Here is a 26,523-nt window from a genome sequence, read left to right on the forward strand (position 1 = left end):
TCGAGCGTCTACCGGGGGATTGCGATATGTGGAAACGATGGGGCTTTTTTCATAAAATCATGCTGATGTTTATCCTTCTGCTGACTTCAATCACGACGCTGTATTCCTATACGTACCAGGTCAGTGTGGATACGATGGAAAACCAGCTCAATGAGGCTCAGCTTTCCCAGCTGTCTGTCATTGCGGATCAGCTGGACACGAATGTCAAGCAGCTGGCATCCATGCTGCTGATTCTGAAGGAAGACCCGGATCTCCGCTCTTATCAGCGTTTATATTTTGAAAGTGAACTGCTGGACTATGATTATTACACCCTGCTCGGCCGAATTCAGGACAAGCTTATTCTGCAAAGTAATTCCAGCAGCTGGGAGAACTCAGTATCCTTTTATTCTCCGGTCCTGAATACGATGCTGTCCTCCAGCTCCCATCCCCGATTTATGTATTCAAATGCCAGCTTGAGCCAGCTTTATCGCTGGGAGGTCGAGGCTACTGAACAGAGCGGGCGGACGCGATATCATTTTCGTTATCGGATGGCCCACCCCGTTGAGCTCAAGGAGGAGAGTGACCTCATCTTTCTGCTGGAGGCACAGTTTACCGAGGCTAATATCCGAAAGCTGCTGGATTCTATACAAAAGGACGGGCGCAATGACCCGTTTCTATATCATCCGCAGCATGGCATTATATACGGGAGCGGAAGTCATGAGGCTGCGATTCATCAGCTTCAGGAAAGCTTACAGGTTCTGGACACCGGAAGCAGCGGGAAGCTGCATGTCAGTATTGAAGGCCATAAGCATCTGGTGACCTATGTGCCTTCCAAAGAGCTTGGCTGGCTGCTGGTAGATTATACGGCGGTGGAGAACGTGCTCACTCCTGTGAACAAAAGCCGCAGCAGCTTTCTGTTATCCACCTCTGTCCTGTTTGGCTTAAGCATCGCTGCAGCGTATTTGCTATATACCCAGGTAGTCATTCCCATCAAGACCTTAATGAATGGAACCCAGCGTCTGGAACTGGGAGATTACAGGCATCGCATTCAGCCAGGGCCGTCAGGGAAGGAGTTTAGAGTGCTTTTTTCCCGATTTAACCGAATGGCTGAGCGGATTCAGGCCCTGATCGAGAACGTCTATGAGGAGAAAATCCGTGTTCGGGAGGCAACGGTGAAGCAGCTTCAATCCCAGATCAATCCGCACTTTTTGTACAATTGTCTGGCGTTTATGAATAGCATGGCCAAGATGGAGGATTACAAATCCATTGAAGCGATGTCCTATCATTTGAGACAATATTACCGTTATGGCACTCAGGTTCAGAACCAGAATATCCCATTGGAAGAAGAGATCAAATCAATCCGCAATTATCTTGAAATTCAATCTATGCGAATGAATCGGCTTGAATATACAATCGACCTCCCGGAAGAGCTGCTAGAGATTGTTGTGCCCCGCTTCATTGTTCAGCCTCTTGTGGAGAATGCCGTCATTCACGGCATTGAAGCGAAGAAGGATGCGACCTTGATCACTGTAACTGGCAGGCGGGAGGGGAATCAAATCATCATTCTGGTGGAGGATGACGGTAAAGGCATGACCGCAGAGCAGCGCGAGGCACTGGAAGCCAGGCTGGAGGAGGCGCTGGGCGAGGACATGGGCTGCGGGGTATGGAATGTGCATCAGCGGCTGAAGTTCAGCTTTGGCGCCGATAGCGGGCTGTATTTTGGCGAATCGAAATGGGGAGGCGTCTCCGCGTCTATAGTCTTGAGCCTGGAGGACGATAAGCCGAAATCAGGCTAATTCATGGAGGGAAAAAAGGAGCTGATCAGCAGTGTATTCTGTCATGATTGTGGACGATGAGCAGCATTTGGTTGAAGCGATGGCCCAGACTTTGCCCTGGGGAAGCCTGGAGGTGGATCACGTGCTGAAGGCTTATTCTGCCGAGCATGCGCTGCAGCTGTTCAAAACCTCGGCTGTTGACATTATTATTACGGATATTCGCATGCCGGGGATGTCCGGTATCGAGCTGATTCACCATATTCGCAAGCTGTCCAAGCAGACCAAATGCATTTTGCTGAGCGGATACTCTGAATTTGAATATGCCCGGCAGGCGCTGGCGCTGGATGCAGTGCAATACCTGCTTAAGCCTGCAACCGATGAGGAGCTTGTTTCAGCCATCCAGTTGGCTTGTGAGCAGCACCGCCGGCAGTGGCTTGCGGTTGCTTCGGAGCAGAAGGCTCTCTCTACGATCCGTGACCATCTGCCTCTTTTGCAGAGCAATCTGCTTCATGATCTGATTTCGGGACATCGGATTTCTGACGCTTTGCTGTCGTCCAGGCTCGACCTCTATAGCCTGGCATTCCGACTGAATGACCAAGCGGCGATGCTGCTCATCCGGGTTGAGAGCAATCCTGAACGAACAACCGGACGTCATCGGCCTCTCATGGACTACGCAATCAGCAATATTGCCGAGGAAATATTAAGCGAGCATTATCATGTCTGGATCGGCAAGGATGTGCATGATCAGCAGATCATACTTGTGAAGGCAAGAAGCAGCGGACAAGCACCGGATGCAGAGGTAGTCGCGGAGGATATTCGATCACTTCTGGAAGGCAAAGCAGCGGAGCTGCAGCAAAAGGTCAAGCAATTTTTGAAGCTGTCGATTTCCGTTCTTGTATCTTTATGGTTTCCCCTGGATCGAACGGCGGTCCAGGAGTGCTATGAGCGAAGCCTGTCTGTGCTGCGGCAGAAGGCCGGCAATGGCGAAGCGCTGTTCATTTCGGGCGGCGAGGCTCCGCTATTTGAGAACACCTCCATTATTAAAAGCCTGTACGAGCCGCCCCTTCTGCATCAATATATTGATGCCGGCAAATGGGATGCTTTTGAAGAACGGCTGCAGGAGATATTCACTGAGCTCGAGCAAGAGTGGGCGGATTCTGTAGAGCATATTATGGAGGTCATGTTTGCGGTGAGCGGAGCTTTTACATATCTGGCACATAAGAACGGTATGCGGCTGTTTCAGCTGATTGGCGAAGATCAGGCGCTGCTGTTCAATGGCGCTGCCCTCTCGTCCATTCATCCAGTAAAGGAATGGGTGTTTCAGTCCTTAGAAAGGCTGAAGACCCATTTCACAGACAATATGAAGGGCAATCGGAAGTCGATCATTGAGCAGGTTCAGCATCATGTCATGGAATATCTGGGACAGGACTTGTCGCTTTACGATATCGCAGAGCGTATTGACCTGCACCCGGTATATTTATCCCGCATTTACAAGCTGGAGACAGGAGAGAGCATTACTGAGTATGTGTATCGCCTGAAGATGGAGAAGGCCGCTTATCTCCTCAAGCATTCCGAACTCAAAATCTATGAAATTGCAGCCTCGCTCGGGTATCAGAACCCACAGTATTTAAGCAAGCTGTTTCGGCGTCAATATCAGATGACTCCACAGGAATATCGAGACAATATGTAATTCGAGGGGGATATCCAATGACCAATAGCCTGAAGCCCGTGCTGTCTGGCTTTCACCCGGATCCGAGTGTATGCCGGGTCGGCGGGGATCTATATCTGGTAACCAGCACCTTTGAATACTTTCCCGGACTGCCGATTTATTACAGCCAAAACGGGAGAGATTGGAGCTTGATTGGACATGGGCTCCATCGGACGGACGCTTTACCGTTTAAGGGAAGAGAAGGAGATAGCAGCTTCTTAGGGATTTTTGCTCCGACACTGCGCTATCACGACGGGTGGTTCTACATTGTGACGACGAACGTTGGAGGCGGCGGTAATTTCCTCATTAAGGCCCGGGAGCCGTCAGGTCCTTGGTCGGATCCGGTCTGGATCGACGATGAGCTGTTTGATCCGTCCCTGTTATTCGATGATGACGGTACGGTTTACTATACGCGAAGAGGCAAAGAAGGAATTGTTCAGGCTCGGATGGATATAGAGACAGGAGCCTTGCTAGACATCCCTGTTGAAATCGCGAAGGGCTTTGTTTCTCCCGATACGGAAGGCCCTCATCTCTATCATATCGGCTCTTATTATTATTTGATGGCCGCAGAGGGAGGAACACGCTTTGGCCATAGTGTAGCTATCGGGCGAAGCACTAGCCCTTGGGGTCCCTTTGAAGCCTGTCCTCACAATCCGATCCTGACACACCGCCATCTCTCCTGCCATGAGGTCAGGGATGTGGGGCACGGGGATCTATTTCAAATGGAGGACGGGAGCTGGTGGATGGTCATGCTCGGGACGCGGCATGCACGGTATGAAAGCTTTAGTCATCTCGGCCGGGAAACTTTTCTGGCTCCTGTCACCTGGTCTGAGGATGGCTGGCCGATCGTGAACGGCAGCGGTACTCTGGAGGGACTTGGTTCACAGCAGCCTCAGCTAGAGTCTTCATCAGTCAGATACCACTTTGAAGGAGCAGAGCTGGATCGTAGATGGTCCTACATTCGTATGCCGGATCTGGAGCGTTATTCACTGGCGGAACGTCCGGGCTGTTTAAGGCTGAAGGGGAGTGCGACCCGACTTTCCGATGTAGAGAGCCCGGTCTGGACAGGGGTTCGGCTGCAGCATATGCAGGCTGTGATTACGTGTAAGCTTGAATTTCGGCCTCGGCAGGAAGGAGAAGAGGCTGGCCTGACCGCTTATATGAGCAGCCGCTATCATACCGAAGCGGCACTTACGGTGCAAGAAGGCCGCCGTGGCTTACTGTTCCGCCAAACCTTTGGTGAAGCAAAGCATGAGGTCTTTAAGCCATTGGAAGAGGGACAGAGCGAGAGTGCTGTTATCCTGGAGCTGGAAGCTTACCCGGACATCGTGAAGTTGTATGCCAGACTTGCCGATCAGACCCGGGTCTGGCTTGGAAATACCGATACTTCGCATTTGTCGCAGGAGCTGGCCGGCGTGTGGACCGGTCTAATGATAGGGCTATATGCCACAGGCAACGGCTTTGACTGCCACTCCCCCGCTGATTTTCATTGGCTGGAGTATGAGGGTCTTAAGCTGTAGCGTCCAAGACAAAAGGAGGCTGTCCCTAAAGATCTAAGATCTTGCGGGATGGCCTCATTTGTTGTTGTGAACCTTTGTGAACTTGTTGAAGAAGGTAGCAATAGACCACAATAAAGACATGGCGGTGCTGGGCTGATCTCCCTGACTCCACCATGTCTTTATTGTTAGCTTCGCATTTCAATAGTGAGTTGCCTCGGTTAACAAGATTTTAGGGCAGCCCCATTTCAGTTCAGGCCTAGCACGCAATGAACACTCAAGGCGTTATTTTTTCCAGACTCTAACCCAGTCGACATAGGCATATCTTGTATTGGAATCCTGAGGGTCCCCGGTCCAGTCCATACCGACATGCACATTCAGTAACGTATACAGCGGCTGATAGACATTGTTAGGTGTCGTTCTGCGAAGCACCCCGTCTACATACCATTTGATTTGAGAAGCATTCCATTCTACACCGTAAACATGGTATCCGTCAGCCAGATTGGAAGATGAGGTCCAGCTGCCGCCATCTCCGACATAATTGCCGGATGAGTTAATATAATGCTGGGTCATGTGCAGCTTGTAGGGATCATTTCCTAACACTTCCATGACATCAATCTCTGGCGGCCATACCGCTTCGGTCTTCGTCCAGAATGCAGTCAAGAAGCCGTTGCCGGGTGCTGACTTGATTCGAGCTTCCCAATAACCATACTGCTGATTGAATTTACCGTTCGTTTGAATCAATCCAGAGTACCAGGTATTACCTTCCTTGTTAGCCTTGATCGCCAGCGAGCCGCCGCCCACAGAAATATTGGAAGACCGCAGTACTTCGTCACTATGGTCTGCGATATTGCCCCATGGCCAGTTATAATTCCATTTGGTCGTATCCAGAGAGCTGCCATTAAACTCATCATTAAAGGCCAGTGTCCAGCCAGACCCCGGACCGGATGGCTGAGGGATCCCGCCCCCGCCTCCACCTGAGGACGTAACGGTGATGTTATCCGCATACCCCCAGCTCCACTGTCCAGGCGTAGACCGATTAATGAATATCTGGGCTGAGGTTTGGCCAGAGCCGGTTGTGAAGGTGATGCTCTTCTGTGAATAGCTTCCACTGGTTGATGAAGTCGAAGTGGAGCTGCCATAATTACGTGCGCCGAGTGTAATGGTATCCCCGGCAGTCCCAACCTTCAAGTAAGCGGTTACAGTATACGAGGTGTTTGGAGATAGTCCAGTTACCGTTTGTACGGCCTCTCTGCTGCCAGGAATAGTCATGCTATACCCTTGATAAGCACCATTCGTCGTCGTGCTGATCTCGGTGCCTGACCAGGGAGCAAGTGTTCCTCCATTAAACGTTCCGTTAGAAAAGCTTCCAGATGCTTGAGCTGAACCGGCAAAAGCAACTGTCGACACAAGCATTGCTACCATCGTTAAAGCCTTGAGACTGAGCCTCCACATGCGGGGTTTCATCATTGTACAACCTCCATTTCATGATTGGGTTTTGCCTGCGAGCGAGCTGCAAACTTCAGTCATCACCTGCTTTCATTAGAGATTGCCTATAGTGTACAATTCCAAAACCTGGAGCGAAATGGCAGCTTTTAAACAGAGATGTCTCATTCTTAACTTTTCCAATAGCATTGTTAAAACTGTGCCAGCCACGTTAAAATGTTGTCCTACACAAAGGCGGCACCTTCTCCTTACTATTAGGAAGACGTAAAGAAGAAAGCGCATTCTTCAGGGCGGTTCCTTTACGTTGTTCCATAAGATAGATCAAAAGGGAGGAGAACAAGGATGGTACAGAAAGGCTTTGGGAGGCAGAAAAAAGGCGGCTTTAAACGCTGGATGATCGTACTGCTGTGTATGGCAATGCTCATGGCTTCAATGCATGGCGGCCTGATCTCTCCGGTACAGGCAGATGAAGCTATGGCTGACCTGGTCATTACGGATATCCGCCTGGACAAGCCCAGTTATAAGATCGGGGACTCTGTAAAGTTTAAGATTACGGTAAAGAATCAGGGGGCTGCAGACGCAAACAATTGGTTTGGCGTTGATGTTCGCCTGAAAGAAGGCGAGGAATTCAGAAAGAGCCCCTATTTAGACTGGGCCGGTGTGAACAGCCTGGCAGCAGGACAGTCCATTGAGGTGACCTCCGGCGATGGCTGGGTCGTGAATCAGGAGAGCTTTCAGATTTGGGCGATGGTGGATGAGAGCAATGAGTACCAAGCCATAGATGAAAGCGATGAAACGAACAATGTGCTTATAAAAGATATTGCAAGTGTCCCCGCAATGCCGGATTTAGTAGTCACCGATATTGCGCTGGATTCTACTGATTATAAAGTTGGAGATACCGTCAGATTCCTGGTTACCGTTCGTAACCAAGGGGAAGGGCCTGCCGAGGGCTGGTTCGGTGTAAATGTCCGGATGCGAAATGCGTCCTCATTCGATCAAAGTCAGTATCTGGACTGGGCTGGCGTAAACGGCCTGGCTGCCGGTGAATCCATTGTCGTGACTACGATCGACGGCTGGCAGGTAGACCAGGACAACTTTGAGGTCTGGGCGATGGCAGACAACAGCATTGGAGAGAAAACAATTGATGAAAGCGACGAAAACAACAATGTATACAGCATGCCATTCGTGAAGGTGGTGCAGCCAGCGGGCCCGGCAGGCGGCTGGAAGCTGACATTTACGGATGATTTCGAAGGAAGCAGCCTGGATGAAACCAAGTGGAACTACTTCTGGCCATGGGGCACGACGGCAGATCATAGCGATGAAGTGCTTCGTAAAGAGAATATTATCGTGCAGGATGGAATGCTGACGATTCAAGCAGATGTTGAGGACGGTCAATGGTACTCCGGGCTGATCCAAACCAATGGAAAATTCAGTCAGAAATATGGATACTGGGAAGCCAGAATGAAAGCTGCGCCGGGGAATGGCTTCTTGACAGCATTCTGGGCAAAGACGGAGGAAATGTGGCCGCCGGAAATTGATTTCATGGAAGTGCTTGGAAATGAACCGGACCATGTTCACATGACCCAGCATTACCTTAACAGCGATGGAAGGCATATTCCGGACGGAGGAAGCTGGAGCTCTCCAGGGGACTTGACTGAAGAGTTTCACATATATGGAGCAGAGTGGACAGATACGCAGATCAAATGGTATGTGGATGGCAAGCTGAGAAGAACGACCGCCAATAATGTCGGCAAGCCGCTGTATTCCGTCCTGAACGTCCATGTGGGTAATGACTGGACCGGGGATCCCGATCCTTCGGATATGACAGCCAAGCAGGCTCAGATTGACTGGGTCAGAGTATGGAAGCCTAGTCAGGCTGCAGATCTGACACTAGAGCAGCTGGAGGTAACTCCTTCTACCTATGACGTTGGCGATGACGTGAAGTTTCAAGTGCAGGTAAGAAATAATGGCGGTTCGACGGTAAGTGAAGATGTACAAGTTGCATTTACTCATCATGGAGAGAGTGAAGCCTTTCTGACAGACACATTCTCGCTTCAGCTAGATCCCGGCCAGGCTATTACGTTAGACAGCAGAAGCTGGACCGTGGACCGGGACAGACTCCATATTCAGGCTAGAGTAGACGCTTCGTCAATCGTCCCTGAAAGTAATGAAGACAATAATGTGCTGGAGCGGGCTGTCATGCCTCTGTCGGGGAATTTGATTTTTTATGATGAATTTCTGGCAGACTCCTTCTACGCGAGAAACTGGAACATCGTAGACGGCTGGTCCTCCGGCAGCGAACAATCGCTTTACTTTGATCCTGAGCTCGTGACATTACAGGATGGAAACGCAGTTCTGTCAGCGGGTGCAGATCAGGAGAAGCGCCGCAGCAGCATGCTGCAAACCGCAGATAAAGTGAGCATGCTGTACGGGCGGGCCGAAATCAAGGCAAGCCTCTCTTCGGAGTCCGGGCAAGCCTCAACGATTGCCCTTCTTCCCGATCAAGGCAATGGTGAAGGCCCTCCTTCATTGAATATGCCGCGAATGATGTTCCAGCAGCAATCGGGATCATTATTAGCCAGCTTTACCGCTTCGCCATCTCTTTCAGACAGTCAGCTGCTGGAGCCATGGAATCTGAAGGACGAGGATCATATTTTTGAAATTGAATGGGATCCGAACGGAGTGACTTGGCGGGTGGATGGAGAGACAGTTCATGCCTTTACGGATCAGCTGAATATTCCATCCCAGCCTATGGCGTTGTTTCTGGATGGTGCAATGAAGGTTGACTATGTCAAGCTGTATTCATTAGACATCAGTGATGTTCCTTCAACCCCGCGTTTACGGTCATCCGCCAAAGCTTCCGATTCCGTCACTCTGAATTGGCGGATGCCTTCAGAAGGAGCAGCTGCTCAGTCCTACGAGGTGTATCAGGACGGAGCTCTTCTCCAGACGGTAGAAAGCGGCCAAATGGAGCTGCAGGTGAATGATCTTGAGCCGGAGCGCCGCTATCAGTTTGCAGTCCGGGCAATAGGCAGCACATATAATTCACCTCTCAGTAACCGGGTTGAAGTCAAGACAGATGCTTCCTCGATCGCGAAGCCGGAGTGGGAGCTTATCTGGTCTGATGAATTTGAGGGTGAAGCTGTTGATACGAGCAAGTGGAATATTACCAACGCTCCTTCCAATGTGAATCAGGAGCTGCAGTATTTTGCACCGGATGATGTATATGTTGAAGATGGCAAGCTAGTGCTTCAGACGCAGGCACGGAAGTATGAGGGAAGAAGCTTTACTTCAGGCGGCGTAAATACAAAGGATAAGATGGTGCTTACAGAAGGACGAATTGAGGTCCGGGCAAAGCTTCCTGAGGGGAAGGGACTGCGTGCCTCGCACTTTTTATTAAATAATGTGTGTACGGGGGTAGATCCCTGCATTGGTGGATGGCCGCCAGAAATAGATATGATGGATTACCTGGGGCATACAACAGACCAGGTGAAAATGACATATCATTACGGTGCTTGGCCAACGAATGGTGAAACGGGCTATACGCTTGTAGGAGAGGATTTCTCTGAGGATTATCACGAGTTCGCAGTAGATTGGGATTCCGAGGGCATTCGTTTTTATGTAGACGGCATTCAGTGGCATGAAGCGAATAATCCGGAGTGGATGGCTGGCAAGCCGATGATGCTGCTGCTCAATACCTCTGTCGGTGGAGCTGTTGCGGGGCCCGTAGAAGGGACGACAGCGCTCCCTCAGCTTCATCTCATTGACTATGTACGAGTATATGAAAAAGCACCGGAAACACCGGAAACACCGGAAACACCGTCATCAGGGGGTTCAGAAGGGCCTTCTTCTCCTCCTTCTGTCAAGATTGAGAATGGAGCTTTGAGCATTGAGCCCACGAAGGTACAAGGGAACGCATGGGAGGCGGTGATGGACGGCAAGCTGATCGAGCAATTAGCTGCTTCCCAGGCGGGTGTGAGCACATTAAAGCTAAAGCTAAATGCTGTTAAAGAACAAGGTCCTGTTACATTAAAGCTGCCTGCATCGTCATTTGAGGCTCTGAAAAAACATTCTATTCCGAATGTGACGATTTCTCATTGGCAGGGTGAGGTCTCGCTGTCAACAGCCTGGCTGCTTGCACAAGGCACCAAAGGAATGATGGAGCTACGGATGAATGGCAAGTCAGCGGACAGCACATCCAGTGGATCGGGAAATTCCCGCCACCAGCTGGAGCTTAAGCTGACCATGGACGGATCGATTATGGATCAAATTCCTTCTCGAGCCATGAAAATAACGATGCCGTTGTCGTCAGCTTCAAGCCCAGGAACAGCTCTGGTCTACTATAAGCTGGCAGACGGGACTCTCATGCCTGTCAAGCACAGCTGGCATGATACTGTAAACGGACAGCTGCATTATTTCCCCGAGCAATTGGGCTTGTTCGAGCTCGGGACAGCAGACCGCGCCGTGTACAAAGATATCTTGGACACCCATTGGGCCGCCGACAGCATTCATGTACTTAGTGGAAAGGGAATGCTGAAAGGAACTGGCAATGATGCATTTGAGCCGGGGCGCGCCATTACTCGGGCTGAATTTGCTGCAATGCTTATGAATGCGCTCGACTTTAATATGGCTGTCCAGAGTTCGACAGCCTTCCGTGATGTACCTTCGGGCAGCTGGTACTTTGACGCCGTTACAGCGGCAAGCGGACTGGGCGTCCTGAACGGCTACAGCGATGGAAGCTTTAAGCCGAATCAACCGGTTACCAGACAGGAAATGGCTGTGATGGCGGCCAGAGCTCTGCAAGCAGCCGGATGGGGCTTTGCAGAACGCGGAGCGTTGAATTTTGGAGATTCCTCTCTTATCTCCTCCTATGCAATGGATAGCATCAGTCAGCTTCAGGCAGCAGGAATCTTGAAGGGGATGGAGAACGGAGCCTTCAGTCCCAAGAGCCAAACGACACGAGCGCAGGCAGCGGTAATGACGGATAGCTTATTAACGTCATGGTATACTCAACCACAACTGTAAGGAATACAACAAGAAAGCGATTCTCCGCCTGAGAATCGCTTTCGCCTTGGTATGTTACCCACTACGGATAACCTCATTACGAGAGAGGGTTTCATACCCGTATTATGATAAAGAGGTGATTACATGCAAAAGCTGAGCATCAGTTCCCATCAACGGGGATTTATAAAAGAGGATGGGACACCGTTCTTCTGGCTTGGTGATACAGCATGGGAGCTGTTTCACAAACTGACGATGGAGGAGGCGGAGCATTATCTCAGAACCCGGGCGACACAAGGGTTTACTGTCGTTCAGGTCGCTGCGCTTGCTGAGCTGGACGGTATAAAGGAGCCGAATGCTTATGGAAAGATTCCGCTAGAACGGACTGACGCCGGTGTTTATGATCCGGCACAACCTTTGACCGAGGAAGGGAGCTATGATTACTGGAAGCATGTCGATGCCATTATTCAATATGCTGCTGTCTGTGGCATCTATATGGCATTGCTTCCTACCTGGGGGGACAAATACAACCTGCTATGGGGCAAGGGACCCGTTATATTTAATGAAGAAAATGCCAGAGCTTATGGAGAATGGCTCGGGCGCCGATATGGCAGCTACACCAACATCGTTTGGGTGCTGGGCGGTGACCGCCCCTTGACCGAGTATGCACATTTTGCTGTGAATCGGTCATTGTCCTCCGGACTTCGCCGCGGCGGCGCGGAGCAGCTGATGACCTTCCATCCGATGGGGGGTCAATCTTCTTCTTTGCATGTCCATCATGAAGCATGGCTTGATTTCAATATGATTCAGTCCGGGCATAGTGATTCCACGCAGCGTAACTATGAAAAGGTGGCGGCAGATTATGCCCGTACGCCTATTAAGCCTGTACTCGATGCAGAGCCCTGCTATGAAGATCATCCCATCGGCTTCAAGCCGGAAAATGGCTATTTTGATCAAGCCGACATGCGCAAAGCGGCCTATTATAGTCTGTTATCCGGCGCATGCGGCCATACATACGGCCATCACTCGGTGTGGTGCATGAGCCGAGGGGCATTTGCTTCTTTGGAATGCAAGGAGCCCGGCGGCTATCTGCTGAGCAGCTGGCAAGAGGCATTGCACCGCCCCGGAGCAGCCCAGATGCAGTATGTGCGAGCATTATTTGAGCCTGTCTCTGCTGAAGGGCTCATTCCAGACGCCAGCCTCCTTGCCGCAAATTACGAAGGCGCGAACTATATTGCGGCAGCAAGGAATAAGAGAAGTGCGTACTATTATACGCCAAACGGCCTGCCTCTGCATGTCAATCCGGGAGCTCTTCCTGGAGACGTAATGACAGCGTCCTGGTATAATCCGCGAAGCGGTGTCTGGCTGAAGGCGATCGAACGGCTTACCGGGGAGCCGCAATGGTTCACACCTCCCAGCAGCGGAAGAGGCGAGGACTGGGTGCTGCTAGTAGATACTGAGCAGCCTGTTCTTAATCCCTGATTTCTTAATTCCTAGCTCAAGCAAGGGGCCATTTCCGAGAGATAAGATCTCTTTAGGATGGCCCCTTGCTTAGGGTTGTCATTTTCAGATGTGATTCAGCTGCTGTGACTTTGTTCCAGGATTACAGCCACGGAAGCTTAGCCTCCAGATCTGACCAAGAGGGGTGAGCCTGCAGTCGCGCAGACATGTCGTAATAAGCCTCTAGATTACGTCTCAGCTTACTGTACACATCACCGCCGGCAGCGTAGCCTTGAAAGCCGATCGGTCCTTGGTATCCCAGCTTCTGCAGCCAGGACAGCAGAACGAAGTTGTCCAGCTCCCCGGCATCCAGCGTCTCTATTGTCGCTGGCAGACCGGCCTGGATGCCCGGAATTTTGCGAGAGCCGCATTTATTAACGAGACCCAGGTATGGCATGGCCAGCTTCAGCTTGTTTCTTAGCCCCTCTCCGTCTGCAACGTACCAGTGATATCCGGAAAAGGTCATACCAAGCAAAGGATGAGGCAGCTGGCGACAGAGCCTGACAGCGTCTTCAGTCCGTTCCAGCCAATGCCCGCAGTGCGGGTACAGCAGCAGGCGAATACCCCGCTCCTCTGCAATTTGCAATGCAGCCTCCAGCCACTGCAGGGCGTAATGATCTCTGGATTCGTCCGAGCAGACCGGATGAGCGGAGGCTTTCAGGCTAAGCTCTACAGCAGGACATCCTTCGAGCTCTCTCAGCAGTGAAAGAATTTGGGCATTGCTCTGATCATTGACCTCTTCTTCAATCTCAACGACAGCGTTCATTCCTGCGACCCCAAGTCCATACTTCTCATGAACGCTGCGAAGATTTAAGGCTTCCTCCCAGCTTTGCTTTCCCCAATAGGTAAGATACATGGCATCAAAGCCCAGCTCTTTGATCATTTCGCACCGTGCTTCAAAGCGATAGGTGCCAATGCTGGTATAGAAAAAGGTATCCATTGCGTAGAGCTTAGGTCCCGTCATACAGCCTCCCGCTCCATTGCACCTTTTGGGGATGTCCGGTTCGGGCTGTATGATAGATCGCTTGTATGCAGTCCAGGTTAAATACAGACTGCTCATCAACCAGTGCATGACCTTTAACACCCGTTAGTAGCTGGTAGAAGTAAAGCAGGGGACGGTCATGAAGCGGAATCTCACTGCCTAGCGTCTGTGAGTGCTTGACCAGTGCACCGGCTTCATCAGAATACATATGCACTTCTCCTGAATGGTCAAAGCACTGCCAGTTCCATTCCACGGCACCTCTCGTCCCCTGGATTAATGCCAGGTTCATTTCAGGTCCATGCTCACAGGCCGATCGTTCGTAAGTCACCGTTACACGGGATCCATCCGCCTGGTGGTATACCATCACAGCGCCAGCATGCTGCTCTACATCATTGACTACGGTTTCGTCAAAATCCAGTGCCGTCACCGGATTAGCAGTCCATGCCTGAACGATGTCAACAGAGAGCGGCTGCAGCACATCATTCAGAACCGCGAAATCGTAAGGACCCCAGTCCATGAGCACGCCACCGCCGCTTCTGGAGCGGTCCAGAAACCAGCGGCTGCCCGGCTGATATTCGATACCGGATCTTCCTCGGCTCCGCACATCCTTAAAGGCTACGTGATAAAGCTCTCCCAAAGCGCCTGTTGAAAGAAGCTGCTTTACCTTCTCTGTCGTGCTTGTCCCCAAAAATCGACTGCTGCAGCAGGCAAGATGAACGCCCTTGGCAATGGCCAGCTCCAGCATGTCGCGGGCTTCTTGGCTGGAAATCGCCAGTGGCTTCTCGCACAGGACATGCCGGCCTGATGCCAATGCTTTACGTACCGGTTCAAGGTGGGCAAACGGCGGAGTACAAACAACAACGATGTCCAGCGGAGAAGGGGGCTTCGCCTGAAGCATTTCATCCAGCTGTGTATAGACGATCGCTTCAGGAAATTCCTCCCGAAAAGCGCTTCGTGCATCCTCGCTAATATCGGTGGCATGAAGCTGTACCTGATTTGCGCAAGGCAGATGTTGAGCGGCCTTGGCATGCATTTTGGCAATGACGCCGGAGCCGACCAGGTAAATATTAAGCATAGACAAAGGAATAACCCCCAATATTAGAAAGCATTATAACTCCATTTGATTTTGTCCGCAAAAAATACGCGTTTGGTAAAGTCCGATGAGCTGTGAGCATAAATGCCGTATTTGGTATAAGGCCCATAGTCTGGAGAACCCACGCCCATTGAGAAGCCGGACACATCCACCTTGAGTGAATCATTCATCCACACCTTGATTTTACCGGAGCTGCCGGTACGGTCAAAGCGAAGATTGAGCTTGAATTTCACCCACTGATCTTTGGGGATATTGGATGTGATGGTGTAGTCCTGGTAGGAGGGATTCACCCGGTCTCCGTAGGCACGCTGTGCTTTCAGCACGCCGTTCTGGAGCGTAAACGCAAAGGATTTATTCGTATTGGGAATGCTGGGATGCCAGGCGATCCACTGCTTGATGATCATCCCTTTAGAGTCATTGGACATCCCGTCGCTGGAACTCGGGAAATAGAAATAAAACTCCTCCCAAATGTCCTGATTCCAGGCCGCCCGCACCTGAGGCTGCGCAATCTCAGAGCCTTTGGTTGCTCGATCGCTAGCGTCATACCAGACCCGATCCCACTGAAAACGCTGAACCCGACTGCCCTCGTAAGCTCCAAAGGTAGGATTATTGATGATATTGAGCGCGTAGGGATTGTTCTTCTGCGGTTCACTCGTATAATCCCAGGTCTGATCCTCAAACGTTTCATACAGGTTGTAAGGGTCGGCATGGACGGATGTTAACAGGGTGGACGACATCGCACAAACAAACAGCATCGATAAAAAACGTTGTTTACTTGCTCTTTTGATCATTAATACTCACTCCTTATTCAGTGGTGAATGCACGGTTCGATATGAGTGTAGAGCTTTGAACAAGGTCATACAAGAAACGATGTTACGATTTATATAGAGATATTTTCGGGTTCAGGAGCAGGTTAAATTCGTGCCATAGGTCTTGAAATGTTGACCTACCAAAATATTGAAATGTTCATAGAATAAGGGGTATGGAATATAAAGCGATTACATAACAGGTTGTTACGGGAAAGGAAGATGTGTGAATGGATCTGAAGGATACGCCGAAGGGAAGGGGAACATCCAGAAGCAAGGTATGGAGTACGCTTGTGCAGCAGCGATTTCTGCTGTTGATGTCCCTGCCATTTTTAATTTGGCTGTTTATTTTTCAGTATTTGCCGTTATGGGGCTGGGTCATGGCGTTCCAGAAATACAGACCGGGACGTTCGTTTTCTGAACAGCAGTGGGTCGGCTTTGATAATTTTGTTCAATTATTCGCAGATGAACGATTTTATCTGGTGCTTCGAAATACACTCGCAATGAGCTTTATGAGCCTTGTGGTTGGCTTTACAATCCCTATTCTGTTCGCTCTGTTGTTGAACGAGCTGCGTCTGATGTGGTTCAAGCGAACGATACAGACTATTGCCTATCTGCCGCATTTTGTATCCTGGGTCATCGTGGCAGGGCTAGTGACGAAGATGCTGTCAACCCAGGACGGAGGCGTGAATGATCTGCTGCTGTTTCTGGGCTTGATCGACACTCCCATTTCATTTATGGCAGAAGAGAAGCTGTTCTGGTGGATCGTTACCATCTCCGATATGTGGAAGGAAACCGGCTGGAACTCCATTATTTTTCTGGCAGCTATGTCCGGAATTGATCCGGAGCAATATGAGGCGGCCACCGTGGATGGCGGGGGACGGCTGCGTAAAATGTGGCATATTACCCTGCCAGGCATTCGTCCCACAATCATGGTCGTTCTCATCCTGTCCATCGGCTGGTTGATGAGTATTGGCTTTGAGAAGCAGTTCTTGCTTGGCAACCCGCTCGTTGTGGACTATGCAGAGGTGCTTGAGCTGTACATTTTGAATTATGGGATCAAGCTGGGCAGGTTCTCCTTCGGTACAGCCGTCGGTATTTTTAATTCCGTGGTGAGTATCATCCTGCTGCTCGGAGCTAACTATGTGTTCAAGAAAATAACAAAGGAAAGCGTGATCTGATCACAGCAAGAGGGGGGATAAAAACATGCAGATCGGCATGGGCAAGAGCTGGTCGGACCGGCTGTTCGACGGCTTTCTGTATCTATACATGATCTTTATTGCGATAGTAACGCTGTATCCATTTCTGAATGTGCTTGCCATTTCCTTGAATGATTCCAATGACACCATCAGGGGAGGCATCCATATCTGGCCGCGCGAATTCACGCTTGAAAATTACAGGTCTGTATTCGCTTATGAGTCGCTGATTACTGCGTTTCGAAACTCGGTGCTCAGGACGCTGCTCGGCACGCTGCTTGGCGTATTCTGCGGTGCATTGCTCGCTTACGTCATCAGCAGACGCGATTTCATCCTGCGCAAGCAAATCTCGTTTCTGTTCGTGATTACCCTGTATGTATCCGGGGGGCTCATTCCGGTTTACATGCTGATGCGGGAGCTTTCCCTGATTGGCTCTTTCTGGGTGTATGTCCTGCCGGTCATGATCAATGCGTGGAACGTGTTCGTCATTCGCTCGTATATCGACGGCCTGCCGATCAGCCTGCAGGAATCGGCCAAGCTGGATGGGGCCGGGGACCTGCGCATTTTCTGGAGCATCATTCTGCCGCTGTGCAAGCCGGTATTGGCTACAATTGCCTTGTTCATTGCCGTGCAGCAGTGGAATTCCTGGTTCGATACGTTTCTGTATAACTCTTCCCGGGATGAGCTGACAACTCTGCAATATGAGCTGATGAAGATCCTTAGCAACACGAATGCTGGACAATCTGCCGACGCATTCCGCAGCGGCAATGTGGAGGTTACGACCCGCGTATCGCCGGAGTCCATCCGGATGGCCGTCACCATGATTGCAACGGTGCCGATCCTGTTCGTGTATCCGTTTTTACAAAGATATTTTGTCAAGGGACTGACCCTGGGCGCTGTCAAAAGCTAAATCTGGTATTGCCGGATTCGACATCGAATCTGTGATACACATAGACATTTTGTATAAGGGAAGGGGATTAAAACGATGAAGAAGAAAAGGCTGGGCTTTCGAGCACTGATGCTGTGTATGGCTGCCGCAATGACCATTGCAGGCTGCAGCGGCGGCAACAGCGCAACACCGGGAACCGAATCCAAAGGGGAAGGGGTCACAACGCCGGCAGAGACGGATAATCAGGCGCTGGAGCCGATTACCTTCACCATGTTCAGTGCGGACCCGAATCCGAACTATGAGAACATGAAGAGTCCCGTTGGACAGGAAATTACGAAGCGTACCGGAGTAACCCTGGATATCGAATATCCAGTCGGTGATGTGAAGCAGAAGGTATCCATTATGGCTGCCGGAGGCGATTACCCGGACTTAATCTATGCGAAAGCAGACTCCAATCTGCTCATCGAAGCTGGAGCATTGCTGGATCTGACAGACCTGATTGAAGAGCATGCACCGAACCTGAAAGCGTTATACGGTCCTTATATGAAGCGTTTACGATACAGCACGGAAGATCCGTCGATCTATTTCGTTGGCAGCTTTGGCGTTTACAGTGAGCAGTGGGATCCGAAGACCGGATTTGAAATCCAGCACCGGGCTGTCAAGGAGGCCGGATACCCTGAGATCAAGACGCTTAAGGATTATGAGAAGGTCATTAAAGATTTCGTAGACAAGAATCCGACCACAGACGGCAAGCCGACGATCGGTATGTCCCTGCTTGCAGATGACTGGCGTTTCAGAATTACGGTAACCAATCCTGCGGTTCTCGCCACTGGCGGTCCGGATGACGGAGAATGGTACGTAGATCCGCAAACGAAGAAAGCAAGTCTCCATATTACAAGACCAGAGGAAAAAGAATATTTCCGCTGGCTCAATCACATGAATGATATGGGTCTGCTTGATCAAGAAAGCTTTACTCAGAAATATGATCAGTATGAGGCGAAGATTGCTTCAGGCCAAGTCGTAGGTTTGGCGGATGCCCGCTGGCAGCACTGGAATGCAGAGAATCAATTACGCGAAGGCGGCAAGCATGATATGATGTATGGCGTTTATCCGGTCACGCTGACAGAAGATATGAAATATGCTGACTTCCAGTCCTCCGGTTATTCTGCAGGCTGGGGCATCGGAATCTCCACCTCCGCGAAGGATCCGGTCCGGGCGATCAAATTCCTGGATTGGCTCGCTTCCGAAGAAGCTCAAATTCTCAACAATTGGGGTATTGAAGGCGAACATTATACCGTAGAGAACGGAAAACGTGTGATTTCCGAAGAGGAAATGAAGAAGCGCTTCTCCGACTCCGAATACTATAAGAAGACGGGCATCGGGGTATACGCTTATCCGTTCCCGGAATACGGCGACGGAGCACTGGATTCCACAGGCCAGACCTTTACGGTCAGATCTCCGGAGCAAATCGCTGAGAATTACACTGAGGTAGAGAAGGAAGTGCTCGCCCAGTACGATGCGAAGCTGTGGATGGACCTGTTCCCGTCCGTGGATGAGTTCCCGGTGAAGGAATACGGCGCTGCCTGGCAGATTAACATCCCGCAGGACTCCAACGCCAATGTCATTCTGCAGCGGATTTTTGATCTCGTGAAGAAACGGGCACCAGAGGCTATTATGGCAAAGCCGGAAGAGTTTGACGCCATCTGGGATGCTATGCTGCAGGAAATTGACAAGGCAGGGCGGGCAGAGCTGGAAGAGACGTTTAATGAATTGCTTGCCGATCGTTACAAGCTGTGGAATGAGTAAGAGCGTTTCGTATGAATCATAGGGGGAAGCGGCAGTATCCGGGGAGGCGATCTCCCTGGTGCGGCTGCTTTCTTTTCATTTATAACGGTAGTTGATGCCGCCCCGCTTCATGTTGAGATATAACGAATCGTTTAGCTATATTAGGAAATGTTCTGCCTGGCCCGCGCGAATGGTGAAGAACCATTGACGATCGGGATAGCGCTTACGATAATGAAAGTACGTTACAGCCAAGAGAACGGAGAAGGCCAATGATAGGACTCATCAGACGATCCTTAAAGCTGAAAATGATAGTGATTTTTATATCGGTAAATATCCTCCTGGTCACTTTAATTGGGGCTATCAGCTATATTGAAACCTCAAGGACTGTCCGGGACGAGGTTGTAGAGATCAGTTCTCAGGTTATGAAGCAGGCGAATATGCATTTGAACCAGATTCATATGGATTATGATCAGTTTTTTCTCATGGTGGGGACAAGTCCGGAATTCGTCAGCTGGCTTCAGTATTCCAAGAACCAGACCTACGAGAACTACGAGGCATATAAGCGAATTGAGAACAATTATATTTTATCCTTCTCAGCCAGGCATCCTGATCTGCTGTCCATCGTCCTGGCTGATGACCTGGGCAAAGAGATGCATTATGTCAAAAAGTTTGCGATAGATTCCGATTATTCGATCCACAGTGAGTCCTGGATCCGCGACCTGGAGCCTTCGAACACCTTTACATTGCTGGCCCGGTGGAACCCCAACTACATTGACGGCTCGGGAAGCCCGGTTACGCTGCCGGTGATCACCCTGGTCAAAAAAATTTACTCCGGCAATAAAAAAGGCTACATGATTGCGGACTTTACACTGGCTCGTCCTAGGCAGCTGCTCAGCGAGATACGGATTGGTGAAACTGGCCATGGCATGCTGATTGACCAGCATGGCAATTATGCTGTGCATCCCGAGCCGTCTTATTTTCTACGGTCGATGGATTCCAGAATGAAGCAAAGAATTGTGACCCAAGAGTCAGGGTCCTTTTATAATGAAGACAGCGGCCAGATCATCATTTTTGATACCGTACCAAGCACCCGCTGGAAAAATGTCTTCGTCGTTCCATTCGAAGAGGTGGCGCAGAGCCTTTACAGGGTTCGGGATATGACTGTCTTTATTGCGGCCGGAGGGATCGGAATCGCAATTCTGCTCATTGTACTCGTGTCGTCCTCCATTACAAGACGCTTGTACAAGCTGAGAGAAGCCTTGAAGAAGACGCCGAAGGGTCAATTTGATCAGGTTATGGAGGTTCAGGGAAGCGATGAGGTTGCCGACGTGGCCATCGCTTATAACAAGATGCTTTCCAGCCTGAATGATACGGTGGACAAGCTGGCTGACGCCAAAAGCATTCAGCAAGAGGCTGTGTTGTCGGCGCTGCAGTCCCAGATCGACTCCCATTTTTTGTACAACACGCTGGAATCCATCAACAATATGGCGACACTTGCGGACGTGCCGGAAATCGAGAAAGCTACTATTGCTTTAGCCAAGATGTTCCGTTACTCCTCCAATTATCGCAATGAAGTAGTTCAGCTCCGAAATGAAATTGATCACCTGGACAATTTTATGTATATTACCCAGATTCGTTTCGGGTCCAAGGTCACGTACTCCAAGGAGGTTGAGCCCGATATTCTGAGACTGCCCTGTCTAAAGGCAGTATTGCAGCCGCTGGCTGAGAATTCGATCAAGCACGGCATAGCAGTCACCGGAATGCCGATTCATATCATGCTGCGGGCGAGCCGGCTGTCCTCCACGCAGCTGGAGATTGTCCTTGAGGACAACGGTCCTGGATTTGACGAGGATGCGTTCAGAGAGCTTCAGCACAAGATGAGCATCCACAGCGATGAAAGAAGATTCAAGAAGCTGTCCAATGTCGGCCTCTTAAACGTTAATGAACGCATTCGCATGTACTACGGCAGTGATCGGCAAGCAGGGCTGTACATTGAGCAAAAGGTAAATCGCGGTGCCAGAATTCGGATCGTAATTCCAATTCCAATTGAAGGAGAACAACATGAATAGAGTGCATATTGTCGATGATGAACTGCTAATTCGCCAGGGACTGAGTAAAAAGGTGTCTTCATTTCACAATAACTTCCTTCTGGTAGGGTCTTCTGAGAACGGAGAGGAGGCGATGAGGTTTCTATCCAGCTATCATGTGGATATCTGTATTACTGACATCAGTATGCCGGTCATGGATGGCTTGAAGCTCATTCAGGAGATCAAGAACACGTTCTCGTGGATGGAGTGTATCATTATATCCAGCTATGATGAATTTGCATACGCGAAGCAGGCCATTCAGCTTGGCGCAAAGGATTACATCCTGAAACCGATTGATACCGATATACTTAAGGACTCTTTGCTTCAGGCCGTTGAGACAATTGAGAGAGATCGGCATAACCAGGCTGTGGAAATTCTGATGAGGAACATTCCCCACAGCAGGGACATGCATCAGCGCTGGGTCAATCTGATTCGCTCTGTACAGTTTGAGACGCTGCCGCTGCTGGTGGTGGATACACTGGATCTGCTGGAGAACTGGATCGGAAGCCGCTATTATTTACTCAAGCCATTGTCGATGGCGTGGCTGCAATATATTCTTGAAGATCTGAAGGACAATCGGGTAACGCTTAACTTAAAGGAGGGCACGGACTGGGTGCTGGGGGATGAGCCCATTTTGCACAGTGAGGCCAGGCGTTATTTCCGGCTATGTGCCGTGCGGAGGCTGGAGGAAGGGGCGCACCTCTTATTTGATGCCATGAAGAACGTGATGAATCAAACGAACCGCCGTGTTATCGAGCAAGTGAAGCATTATATCCAGACACACTATGCAGAGAAGGTAAGCCTGCAGGAACTGGCTGAACAAGTTGCAATGAGCCGAACCTATCTGGCTAATTACTTCAAGCAGGAAACGGGAATGACAATCTGGAGCTATCTGATCGAGGTGCGCATGCAAAAAGCCAGAGAGCTGCTGCTTAACAGCAGCCTGAAAGGGTATGAGATTGCATTGCAGATCGGGTATGAGAATGGAACCCATTTCTCGCAGCTATTCAAGGAATACTATGGCCTCAGCCCGATTGAGTATAAGAAGAGGCTGGAACGGGACTAAGAGATGACGAACATGACAGATCCTTTAGCAAGCTTTTCGGGTGTTCCATGCGCCGGGAAGCTTGTTTTGTTGTATTGCTTAATATAGGCATAAAAATCGATATATCGCTCATTGAGCCGCTGCGGCTTTTTTTCATACAATGAAGCTGTAAACAACAAGAGTGAGAGTAACTCAGAGAGAAAGGGGAATTTCGTGTGGAACCACAGGCAGAACATCTGGCGGCTCAGAGCCTCCACAAGCAACGACGCCAAGGCACTTGGCAATTCATGAAAAACCATAAGGCACTCTACTTCATGCTGGTTCCGGGACTGTTGTATTTGTTGGTATTCAAGTACATCCCACTATTGGGTAGCGTTATTGCTTTTCAGGATTTCAACGTATTTAAGGGGTTCCTAAAAAGCGACTGGGTCGGCTTCAGATGGTTTGAGCAATTCTTGACCTTCCCGCAATTTACCCGGCTGTTAAAGAACACCTTGATTATTAGTCTGTACCAGATTTTGTTCGCCTTTCCGGCCCCGATCATATTGGCCGTGCTGCTGAATGAGGTCCGTAAAATGGCTTTCAAGCGCTTCGCGCAAACCGTGCTGTACCTGCCGCATTTCCTATCATGGGTTCTGATCGGCGGATTGAGCACCATGCTCTTCTCGCAAAATTACGGTTTGGTCAACCAATTGATTGAGAACTTCGGCGGAGACAAGGTTAACTTTCTGCTCGACAGCGACTACATACGAACCATCATCGTCTCCACAGGTATTTGGAAGGAAATGGGATGGAGTGCCATCATCTTTCTCGCCGCGCTGGCTGGCATCAACCCCTCGCTGTATGAAGCAGCAGGCATTGATGGCGCAGGCAGGTTCAAGCAATTCCTGCACGTATCTCTGCCCGGTATGATGCCGGCCATCGTCATCCTGCTTCTACTCAAGATCGGACATATCCTTGATAACGGCTTCGAGCAGGTGTATGTCTTCCTTACTCCCGCAACCTTTGATAAAGCCGACGTGCTCGATACATTCATGTACCGGATGGGAATCAGGCAGTCCATGTACAGCTTGACGACTGCCGTGGGACTGTTCAAATCCGTTGTAGGCCTGGCTCTGCTGGTCATTGCCAACCGATTCAGCAAGAAGATTACAGGCGAGGGGCTTTATTAGGCCGCAAGAAAGGTGAGTGCTTATCATGCAAACTACATTGAAAAAAGGAATGAAAGAAAGAGCCTTTGATCTGTTCAACACGCTGTTTCTCCTGACCATCTGCTTAACGGTCATTCTTCCATTCCTTTACATCATTGCCGGCTCGCTCAGCTCTAGTAAAGCGCTGATCAATAATGAAGTGCTGCTATGGCCCGTCGATTTCAGTATGGAGAATTATGTTGCAGTCATGCAGAATGATATTTTTTGGAGGGCGTTCGGGGTTACGATCTTTGTCGTCACTGTAGGCACGTTAATTAACATGATCATTACAGTGCTGATGTCGTATCCTCTGTCCAAAATGTGGCTGCGCGGACGCCGTTTGATTATGCTTATCCTTATTTTTACGATGATCTTCCAAGCTCCTTTGATTCCAACCTATCTCGTTGTCAAGGAGCTTAGCTTACTGAACACGGTGTGGGCGCTAATTATTCCGACGGCACTTAGCGTATTCAATGTCATTCTATGCATGACCTTTATGCGCTCGCTGCCGGAAGAACTGTTCGATGCTGCGAAGATGGACGGCATGACCGAGCTTGGCATTCTGTCCCGAATTGTTCTTCCGCTGTCGAAGCCGATCATGGTTACGCTGCTGCTGTTCTACGCAGTGGGCCACTGGAACAATTATTTTACCGCACTGATGTATATTACGAATCCTTCCATTCGGCCTTTGCAGCTGTATTTATACAGCTTGATTGTGCAGTCTGACGTTAATGAAACGATGGCTTCCATCAGTGAGTCGGCCGCAACGGTTTCACCTCAGGGGCTTCAAATGGCGACGATCCTCGTATCCACCATTCCAATCGTCATTTTGTATCCGCTGCTGCAGAAGCATTTTATCAAAGGTGCAATGCTGGGATCTGTCAAGGAATAACCGGTATGAAGCTGAACCTCGGCCGGAGCGCTCCGCCGAAGTACACTTTATATATAAATCTAATTTACTAAACAGGGGGAACAACAATGTACAAAAAAATGTATTTGTCCATGCTTGCTGTAATTACAGCATTTACGGTTGCAGCCTGCAGTTCTGGTACGACGACAGAGCAGGCAGACAAAGGCAAGAGCAGTGATACTGGGACCGCACAAACTGAGCAATCTCAGGGACCTGTTGAAATTACGATGTTCGTATCGGATTTCAGCCAACAGATTCCAGCCGGCGGCAATCCTACCACAGATTACATGATGGAGAAGACCAATACGAAGCTGGATATTCAGTATTTGCCACATGCTGATTACACGAAGAATCTGGACATGAAATTTGCCGCTCAAGAATATCCGGATGTGTATATGAATTTTGGCGGTCTTCCTAGCGCGAGCTTGATGGAAGCAGACATGGTGCTGCCGCTCAACGATCTGATTGATCAATACGGTCCGAACCTGAAGAAGAACATTCCGCAAGAAGCGTGGGACGCGGTAACAGTCAATGGCCAGATTATATCCATACCGCAGCCTCAGGTTGGTAACGCTTCCGCGGAACGTCTGATCTATGTGCGCAAGGACTGGCTGGATAAGCTGGGTCTGGACGTGCCTGAAACCTCAGATGAATTTCTGGAGATGCTGCGCGCCTTCCGTGACGGGGATCCTAACAATAACGGTCAGAAGGATGAAATTCCATTCACCATGCGAAAGAACTTCGCCTGGGGAGACAATATTTTTGGCATGTGGGGTGTGAATCCGCCGCTCGGTACCTTCGCTTATTATGAAGATGAGCTCATTCATTCTGCAGCGCACCCTAATACGAAGAATGCGCTTGAGTTTATTCAGACTATGTATCAGGAGAAGCTGCTGGATGCCGATTTCTTGACCAACGAGCGCGCCAACTGGGAACAGAAGATCAAATCCGGCACGGTCGGAGCCTGGAACCATGTTGCCGAGCTAGCCTGGAAATGGCAGGATGATTTGAACCAGGCCTTGCCGAATGAGAAGCCTGAAGTCATCGCTATTCCTACACCGCAGGGTGCAGGCTATGACGGTCCTGTAGGTCGCGTGCACATTCCAATCTTGAAAACGTATACCATCTTCAAGACCTCTGAAAATCCGGAAGCCGTCATTAAAATGCTGGATTGGCTGCAGAGCGAAGAAGGACAAGCCTTTACGGAAATGGGAATTGAAGGCGATACGTATACTGTCGAGGGTGACAAGTACGTATACAATGCAGAAAAGGATCAGCCTAATGCATGGCGTGAGATGATCTTTAAGATGCACGGCTACAACGAAAAAATTGAGCAGACGAAGCTGAGCCCGGAAGCTGCAGCGAAGCGTAAGGCGGCCTTTGAAATTGCAAGAGAAGAAGGCATTCCGAATCCGGCTGTAGGCATGCCTAACAGCACGATTCTGGACAACTTTGATACGAGCTTTTATGAAGTCGCCGCTAAAATTGTTCTGAACAATGATTCACCGGACCTGTTTGACCAGTTCATTAAAGACTGGAGAGCCCAGTATCCGGGATGGATCGAGGAAGCCACGACCTGGTACAACGATAACAAGAAGTAAGAAGGATGAAGGAGGGATCAATCGTTAACGATTG

General features: G+C 50.0%; 18 protein-coding genes. 13 read left to right on the forward strand and 5 right to left on the reverse strand.

What is annotated here, in order from left to right; all coding sequences use genetic code 11:
- The first annotated feature begins 26 nt into the window (after positions 1-26).
- From JJQ72_RS00170 to JJQ72_RS00180, 3 genes are read left to right on the forward strand one after another with little or no spacing between them, the layout of a single operon-like run.
- Positions 27-1,775: a sensor histidine kinase gene (locus JJQ72_RS00170; RefSeq protein ID WP_208202345.1), complete on the forward strand. Its 1,749-nt coding sequence runs from the start codon at positions 27-29 to the stop codon at positions 1,773-1,775.
- Positions 1,776-1,806: 31 nt separating this feature from the next.
- On the forward strand, positions 1,807-3,444 hold the full coding sequence (locus JJQ72_RS00175) for a response regulator (protein WP_208202346.1): 1,638 nt from the start codon (positions 1,807-1,809) through the stop codon (positions 3,442-3,444).
- A gap of 17 nt (positions 3,445-3,461) precedes the next feature.
- Positions 3,462-4,982, forward strand: coding sequence for a glycoside hydrolase family 43 protein (locus tag JJQ72_RS00180; protein WP_208202347.1), 1,521 nt, complete (start codon positions 3,462-3,464; stop codon positions 4,980-4,982).
- Positions 4,983-5,243: 261 nt separating this feature from the next.
- On the opposite strand, the gene JJQ72_RS00185 is transcribed toward JJQ72_RS00180, so the two are convergent.
- Positions 5,244-6,428 (reverse strand): family 16 glycosylhydrolase, encoded by a 1,185-nt coding sequence (locus JJQ72_RS00185; protein ID WP_208202348.1) that lies wholly within the window; start codon positions 6,426-6,428, stop codon positions 5,244-5,246.
- Positions 6,429-6,746: 318 nt separating this feature from the next.
- On the opposite strand from JJQ72_RS00185, the gene JJQ72_RS00190 reads away from it, so the two are divergent.
- Positions 6,747-11,429 carry a family 16 glycosylhydrolase gene (locus tag JJQ72_RS00190; protein WP_208202349.1) on the forward strand — a complete coding sequence of 1,561 codons (4,683 nt, stop codon included), beginning with the start codon at positions 6,747-6,749 and terminating at the stop codon, positions 11,427-11,429.
- A 123-nt stretch (positions 11,430-11,552) separates the two neighbouring features.
- Positions 11,553-12,887: a glycoside hydrolase family 140 protein gene (locus JJQ72_RS00195; RefSeq protein WP_208202350.1), complete on the forward strand. Its 1,335-nt coding sequence runs from the start codon at positions 11,553-11,555 to the stop codon at positions 12,885-12,887.
- Between the two features lie 121 nt (positions 12,888-13,008).
- Here the strand turns inward: JJQ72_RS00195 and JJQ72_RS00200 are convergent, their stop codons facing one another.
- Genes JJQ72_RS00200 through JJQ72_RS00210 form a run of 3 tightly spaced genes read right to left on the reverse strand, consistent with a single transcriptional unit; the run spans position 13,009 to position 15,771 of the window.
- Entirely contained in the window at positions 13,009-13,869 is an 861-nt protein-coding gene (locus JJQ72_RS00200) for a sugar phosphate isomerase/epimerase family protein (protein WP_208202351.1), read from the reverse strand.
- Positions 13,856-14,962, reverse strand: coding sequence for a Gfo/Idh/MocA family protein (locus JJQ72_RS00205; protein ID WP_243895806.1), 1,107 nt, complete (start codon positions 14,960-14,962; stop codon positions 13,856-13,858). Before JJQ72_RS00205 ends, JJQ72_RS00200 begins: the two co-directional genes overlap by 14 nt.
- Positions 14,963-14,985: 23 nt before the next feature.
- Positions 14,986-15,771 carry a heparin lyase I family protein gene (locus JJQ72_RS00210; protein ID WP_208202353.1) on the reverse strand — a complete coding sequence of 262 codons (786 nt, stop codon included), beginning with the start codon at positions 15,769-15,771 and terminating at the stop codon, positions 14,986-14,988.
- 245 nt (positions 15,772-16,016) lie between these two features.
- Between JJQ72_RS00210 and JJQ72_RS00215 the strand changes: the two genes are divergently transcribed.
- The 5 genes from JJQ72_RS00215 to JJQ72_RS00235 all read left to right on the forward strand — a co-directional run bounded on the left by JJQ72_RS00215 (position 16,017) and on the right by JJQ72_RS00235 (position 22,809).
- The gene (locus JJQ72_RS00215) at positions 16,017-16,967 is read left to right on the forward strand and encodes an ABC transporter permease (protein WP_208202354.1); all 951 of its coding nucleotides are present in this window, start codon (positions 16,017-16,019) and stop codon (positions 16,965-16,967) included.
- A 25-nt stretch (positions 16,968-16,992) separates the two neighbouring features.
- Positions 16,993-17,892, forward strand: coding sequence for a carbohydrate ABC transporter permease (locus JJQ72_RS00220; RefSeq protein WP_243895775.1), 900 nt, complete (start codon positions 16,993-16,995; stop codon positions 17,890-17,892).
- A 75-nt stretch (positions 17,893-17,967) separates the two neighbouring features.
- Complete coding sequence (locus tag JJQ72_RS00225; RefSeq protein WP_208202355.1) at positions 17,968-19,677, forward strand: ABC transporter substrate-binding protein; 1,710 nt, start codon at positions 17,968-17,970, stop codon at positions 19,675-19,677.
- A 290-nt stretch (positions 19,678-19,967) separates the two neighbouring features.
- Complete coding sequence (locus tag JJQ72_RS00230) at positions 19,968-21,725, forward strand: cache domain-containing sensor histidine kinase (RefSeq protein ID WP_208202356.1); 1,758 nt, start codon at positions 19,968-19,970, stop codon at positions 21,723-21,725.
- Positions 21,718-22,809, forward strand: coding sequence for a response regulator transcription factor (locus JJQ72_RS00235; protein ID WP_208202357.1), 1,092 nt, complete (start codon positions 21,718-21,720; stop codon positions 22,807-22,809). Before JJQ72_RS00230 ends, JJQ72_RS00235 begins: the two co-directional genes overlap by 8 nt.
- Here the strand turns inward: JJQ72_RS00235 and JJQ72_RS00240 are convergent.
- Positions 22,806-23,087: a hypothetical protein gene (locus JJQ72_RS00240; protein WP_208202358.1), complete on the reverse strand. Its 282-nt coding sequence runs from the start codon at positions 23,085-23,087 to the stop codon at positions 22,806-22,808. The two genes, JJQ72_RS00235 and JJQ72_RS00240, sit on opposite strands and share 4 nt — an antisense overlap.
- Here JJQ72_RS00240 and JJQ72_RS00245 point away from each other — a divergent pair.
- From JJQ72_RS00245 to JJQ72_RS00255, 3 genes are all read left to right on the forward strand, one after another.
- Positions 23,076-23,960 carry an ABC transporter permease gene (locus JJQ72_RS00245; RefSeq protein WP_208202359.1) on the forward strand — a complete coding sequence of 295 codons (885 nt, stop codon included), beginning with the start codon at positions 23,076-23,078 and terminating at the stop codon, positions 23,958-23,960. The two genes, JJQ72_RS00240 and JJQ72_RS00245, sit on opposite strands and share 12 nt — an antisense overlap.
- 25 nt (positions 23,961-23,985) lie before the next feature.
- Positions 23,986-24,870: a carbohydrate ABC transporter permease gene (locus JJQ72_RS00250; RefSeq protein ID WP_208202360.1), complete on the forward strand. Its 885-nt coding sequence runs from the start codon at positions 23,986-23,988 to the stop codon at positions 24,868-24,870.
- An 86-nt stretch (positions 24,871-24,956) separates the two neighbouring features.
- On the forward strand, positions 24,957-26,489 hold the full coding sequence (locus JJQ72_RS00255; protein WP_208202361.1) for an extracellular solute-binding protein: 1,533 nt from the start codon (positions 24,957-24,959) through the stop codon (positions 26,487-26,489).
- Positions 26,490-26,523: the final 34 nt, after the last annotated feature.

Origin of the sequence: Paenibacillus sp. F411 (genome assembly GCF_017582705.1) — a bacterium.
Taxonomy (GTDB): domain Bacteria; phylum Bacillota; class Bacilli; order Paenibacillales; family Paenibacillaceae; genus Paenibacillus_AQ; species Paenibacillus_AQ algicola.

Coding starts and splice junctions, on each gene's coding strand:
- JJQ72_RS00170 (WP_208202345.1), top strand. CDS start 27: ATGTGGAAACGATGGGGCTTTTTTCATAAAATCATGCTGATGTTTATC.
- JJQ72_RS00215 (WP_208202354.1), top strand. CDS start 16,017: ATGGATCTGAAGGATACGCCGAAGGGAAGGGGAACATCCAGAAGCAAG.
- JJQ72_RS00195 (WP_208202350.1), top strand. CDS start 11,553: ATGCAAAAGCTGAGCATCAGTTCCCATCAACGGGGATTTATAAAAGAG.
- JJQ72_RS00250 (WP_208202360.1), top strand. CDS start 23,986: ATGCAAACTACATTGAAAAAAGGAATGAAAGAAAGAGCCTTTGATCTG.
- JJQ72_RS00225 (WP_208202355.1), top strand. CDS start 17,968: ATGAAGAAGAAAAGGCTGGGCTTTCGAGCACTGATGCTGTGTATGGCT.
- JJQ72_RS00255 (WP_208202361.1), top strand. CDS start 24,957: ATGTACAAAAAAATGTATTTGTCCATGCTTGCTGTAATTACAGCATTT.
- JJQ72_RS00240 (WP_208202358.1), bottom strand. CDS start 23,087: ATGGTTTTTCATGAATTGCCAAGTGCCTTGGCGTCGTTGCTTGTGGAG.
- JJQ72_RS00220 (WP_243895775.1), top strand. CDS start 16,993: ATGCAGATCGGCATGGGCAAGAGCTGGTCGGACCGGCTGTTCGACGGC.
- JJQ72_RS00180 (WP_208202347.1), top strand. CDS start 3,462: ATGACCAATAGCCTGAAGCCCGTGCTGTCTGGCTTTCACCCGGATCCG.
- JJQ72_RS00210 (WP_208202353.1), bottom strand. CDS start 15,771: ATGATCAAAAGAGCAAGTAAACAACGTTTTTTATCGATGCTGTTTGTT.
- JJQ72_RS00200 (WP_208202351.1), bottom strand. CDS start 13,869: ATGACGGGACCTAAGCTCTACGCAATGGATACCTTTTTCTATACCAGC.
- JJQ72_RS00190 (WP_208202349.1), top strand. CDS start 6,747: ATGGTACAGAAAGGCTTTGGGAGGCAGAAAAAAGGCGGCTTTAAACGC.
- JJQ72_RS00235 (WP_208202357.1), top strand. CDS start 21,718: ATGAATAGAGTGCATATTGTCGATGATGAACTGCTAATTCGCCAGGGA.
- JJQ72_RS00205 (WP_243895806.1), bottom strand. CDS start 14,962: ATGCTTAATATTTACCTGGTCGGCTCCGGCGTCATTGCCAAAATGCAT.
- JJQ72_RS00245 (WP_208202359.1), top strand. CDS start 23,076: ATGAAAAACCATAAGGCACTCTACTTCATGCTGGTTCCGGGACTGTTG.
- JJQ72_RS00185 (WP_208202348.1), bottom strand. CDS start 6,428: ATGATGAAACCCCGCATGTGGAGGCTCAGTCTCAAGGCTTTAACGATG.